Origin of the sequence: uncultured Oscillibacter sp., from assembly GCF_947654275.1 — a bacterium.
Classification (GTDB): Bacteria; Bacillota; Clostridia; order Oscillospirales; family Oscillospiraceae; genus Oscillibacter.
On record NZ_CANTJS010000104.1, the window covers coordinates 1 to 3,275 of the forward strand.

Sequence of the window (3,275 nt, forward strand, 5' to 3'; positions counted from 1 at the left end):
CACGGCCCGCTCAAAGGCTTTACAGAAGAGAGAAGCGATCTTGCCCCGGCGGTCCGCCTCGGCGTCGATGGCCTGGACCTCCTTTTTTGCCTTTAGAAGCTCCACCGCCTGGGAGGCGGCCTCCTCCCGTTCCTCCTCCGGCAGCTCCTGGACCTGCCGGGTGATGTTGTAGCCCTGGTTTACGGACAGGTCTCCGCTGTCCAGGGCCTCCTTCACGGCGGATGGGGCGTGCTCATCAATCTGCATGACCTTACCCATGGTGACCTCGCCAATGCCAACCGACTCAGCCAGTTCCTTCCTCGTGCTGACAGGAGGGAGCGCTTCTGACAATGTTGTCAAAAGCGCTCCCTCTCCAGATTTGTCTCCTCCGGCCGCAGCCTGATTGGCCCTGGCCTTGGCCTCAATATCCGGCCTCAGCTTCAAGGCGATCTTACCAAGCTCCCACTTCTCCAGATTGCGGCGGCCCCGCTGGTTCTCAATGGCCCAGCGTTTCGCCTCCAGCAGGTCCTCAAACGAGAATACCGCCATTTTATACGGAATCCCGTGCTCCTCGCACAGCCTCTGGCGGTTATGTCCGTCGATGATGACCATATCCTCGTTGACAATGACAGGCGAATAACAGCCGTTTTTCAGCAGGTCCGCCTCCAGGGCGGCCAGCTGCTCCCCCGTGAGAGGGGGGAGCAGTTCCGCCAGTTCCGGCAGCACAACCGGAGTCCGGTCCGCGCTGCCGTACTCGGTTCCGGTGTTCCGCATTACGCGATGGCTTCGCTCTCAGGCATCCCGGCGGCCTCCTGGTTTGCTCTGGCGGCGTCAATGGCCCCGGCGGCCTCCCGCGCCTTCCTGGGGGAGAGGACTTCCACATCGCTGGCCTTGATGAGGAAGCCGGGCTGGCGGGCGGGGTCCTCGGAGGGCACAACAGTCTCGAAGTCCCCGACGGCGGCCAGCTTGCAGCCCTTATAGGCGAAGGCGGCGCAGCGCTCCGCCAGGGGGCCGCGGACCTTGATGGAGATAAAATCGGTGAGGCGGGTTCCGTCCTTGGCCCGGTAGCGCCGGTCCGAGGCAATCCGCAGGATGGCGTAGGGCCTGCCGTCCTCCTGGGTCCTCAGCTCCACGTCGTTGGTCAGGTTTCCGGTTGCGGCAATTTTCAGCATAGACAGTCTCCTTTTTTGATGATATAATAGAAATGTAGGGACTCCAGGCGGCCCGCCGGGAAGCGGACCGCCTGGGGAAAAGGAATTAGTAGCCGGTGCGGGGCAGCTTGGGCACGGAGGGCTTCTTTCCGTAAACGGTGGTCACCCAGCGGCTGACCGCCTGGACCCATACTCCTTGGTAGGTGCCGCCCACATCCGCCTTGTTCACGAAGGACCCGGCGGCGATGCTGGACACGGCCTTGCAGTGGATCATGGGCTTCTCCACCTGGGCGAAGCCGCCGGGGACCTGCCCAAAAACGAACATGATTTCCGTGACCCGCTCGTTGCTGGCGAGGCCCAGAGCCGTGGCGGAGGCGGCCAGGGTGTAGTTCTTCTGGGTGGAGAGGTTGTCCGCCAGGGTCTGAGGCTCTCCGCCGTTTACCCGATAGGTGATCTTGTAAACGCCGGGGAAGTTGTAGGTGCCTGTGACGATCTTCTCCAGTCTCACCTCAGCAGGCAGGGTGTCCCGCCAATAGAAATTGTCGAGGCGCACGTTGGAGCTGTTGGCGATGTTGGAGAAGACATAGCGCACGGGCTGGCCCGCCATGACCTCGGCAGGGCCTGTCTTGGTGATGGACACGCCGGTGGACATACTCTTGTTCGTCACCTCGAAGCGGACGATCTGGCCCTCGTGCTCCAGGTATGCCGTCAGGGGCGTTTCGTTCACGCCGTAATTGGCGGGTGCCTTGACCTCCCGGATGGTATAGCGTCCCAAGGGGACCTGACGGGAAACGGCCAGCCCGCGGCCATCGCTTCGGATGGTGTCCACGAGGTTGTTGGCCTTGTCGTAGATTTCAAAGACCGCGCCCTCCAGCAGCGTTCCGGCGGGGAGGCCGTTGGTGGAATTGTAGTCGGCGGATTTCTTTGTGATCTGGATTTGGCCGGAGATGGGCGTGTTTTCCCACTCGATGAGCGTCGTTTCGCCGGGCTTCACATAGACGGTTTTCATTTGGGTGTCCGTGATGTAGCCCTCGTTCTCCAGCTCCCGCAGGTAGAAGCGGCCCGCCGTGGTGATGTTCTCGATGTACACATATCCCTGATTATCAGAGGTGTACTGGCCCACGGGGGTATTCGTGCTGTCGTAGAGCAGGAAGGAAACCCCGTAGATTCCCTTCTTGGTGATGGAATCGACCTTGTGAATCAAAATGCCGGAGAAGGCTTTATTGGTCACCGTCAAAGTGGTACATTTGTTGTCCTGGATGGAAAAATAGTGGGGTGTGGAATCCAGCTTGAAACCCTCCCCGGCCTTGATCTCGACGGCATAGAAGTCACCAGCGTCCAGATCGACATGTACCCGGCCCGTGGAATCCGTGGTGACCGTCTCAACCAAGGCTCCATCCATCTTCCGAATCTCAAAGGTGGTGTTGGGAATGCGCTTGGTTTCATCGGATGCACTGACCTTAATCAGCTCCAAACCGCCAACGCGCTTGTTATAAAAGGTGAGCTGCTGACCCTCGCTGCCCTCTTTGATGAGGATGCTCTGCGGCGTGGAATCCAGCACAAATTCATTGCTGGCGGTCTTGATTTCTTTGGCGGTGACGGTAGTTCCGGGAGCCACGCTTAACCGAATCTGCCCGTACTGGTCCGTCACAAACTCGCCGTTATTGGGTCCCAGCGGCGTCCCGCCGCTGTCGCAGATCAGAAACGTAACGCCAGCCAGCGGCTCGGTGCCGGTTCCTTTGGCGTTCGGGTCCTCAATGTACTTTTGGATCGTTAAATTCGTGTCGGGGGTGTTGTAGACCGTCAAGGTCTGCGTGTCCGCCGGATTGACCGTGACCACCTGCCGTTTGGTTCCGGGGTCAATGGTGTAATTGGGCAGCGTTTTGATTTCCTCGACCACCACCGTGCCGACGACGGGGACCCGAATTTCACCATTGGCGTCCGTTTTAAAAAGCCCCAGGGAGGACAGATGCCCAAAATTGTCGTCCACATACTCCCCGGAGGCATAGCTCAATTTGAACTCCACTCCGGCCAGCGGCTCGGAAGTCAGCTTATCCAGCTTCTTGATCACAAGATACCCGGTTTTTTGGTTGACAAAACGGAGCGTCTGCCCGCCTTCGCCGCCCTTAATCTCAATACTCTTGG

The 3,275-nt window shown here is 59.5% G+C and carries 3 protein-coding genes; all 3 read right to left on the minus strand.

Annotation, left to right across the window (positions count from 1 at the left end):
• Positions 1-753 (minus strand): hypothetical protein (locus Q0063_RS14500; protein ID WP_297872665.1); only part of this gene is annotated, 753 nt, incomplete at its 3' end.
• A complete protein-coding gene (locus Q0063_RS14505; protein ID WP_297872666.1) occupies positions 753-1,151 on the minus strand; it encodes a single-stranded DNA-binding protein in 399 nt (132 codons plus the stop codon). The genes Q0063_RS14505 and Q0063_RS14500, both read right to left, overlap by 1 nt.
• 85 nt (positions 1,152-1,236) lie before the next feature.
• On the minus strand, positions 1,237-3,275 hold a 2,039-nt coding region (locus tag Q0063_RS14510; RefSeq protein WP_297872667.1), incomplete at its 5' end, for a collagen binding domain-containing protein.

Excerpts from the sequence above, each read along its gene's own strand:
- Q0063_RS14505 (WP_297872666.1), bottom strand. The coding sequence starts at position 1,151 with ATGCTGAAAATTGCCGCAACCGGAAACCTGACCAACGACGTGGAGCTG.